Source organism: Thermus sp. (genome assembly GCF_056332225.1).
The window spans coordinates 1-723 of the sequence record NZ_JBWGQW010000181.1 but is presented as its reverse complement, the minus strand read 5'-3'; the positions used below and the strand labels follow the sequence as shown (position 1 = coordinate 723).

Sequence of the window (723 nt, the reverse complement as noted above, 5' to 3'; positions counted from 1 at the left end):
CCCCAGGGTGAGGGGAGGAGTCCCGTCCAGGCCGTAGCGGAGCCTGAGCACCTCGGCTTCCCTCGGGGGCAGGTGGGCGAGAGCCTCCGCGATTGCCTCCCGCCGGGCCCGCTCCAGGGCGGCCTCCTCGGGGCCCGGCAGGGGGCTTTCCACGAACTCCCCGTAGGGGTCGCCCGCCTCGCCGTCCCCGGGGTAGACGGGCTCCTCCAGGCGGTACACCTCCTGCGCGCTCGAGAGGAGCTCCTCGAGCTTCGCCGGAGTCCAGCCCGCCCCCATCTCCTTCGCCACCTCCTCCAGGGAGGGCGGGCGGAGGAGCTCCTGGGCGAGCCGGACGCGGATGGCCTCGAGCTTGCCCAGGGCCTCCTCCTGGTGGACGGGCAGGCGGATGAGCCGGACTGCCTGCTGGGCGTAGCGCGAGGCGTACTGCCGGATCCAGTGCGTGGCGTAGGTGGAGAACTTGTGCCCGAGGCGCTCGTCGAAGGTCTCCGTGGCCCGGAGGAGGCCGCGGTTCCCTTCGGCGATGAGGTCCAGGAGGTCGAGGTTGCGCTTCCTGGCGATAGGTTTGACCACGCTCACCACCAGGCGGAGGTTGGCGAGGACGAACTCCTTGCGGGCCGCTTCGCCCTCCCGCACCAGGAGGTAGAGGCGCTTGCCCTCCCGGCTCGCCCGGCAGAGGGCCTCCACCCGCTCCCGCTCCTCCCTCGAGGGCACGGGGAGCCCGGG

The 723-nt window shown here is 72.9% G+C and carries 1 protein-coding gene; it reads right to left on the bottom strand.

Features of this window, described 5'->3' with window-relative positions; translation table 11 throughout:
• The coding region (locus tag AC01Y6_RS10785) for a sigma-70 family RNA polymerase sigma factor (protein ID WP_476671532.1) at positions 1-723 on the bottom strand (723 nt) is incomplete at both ends.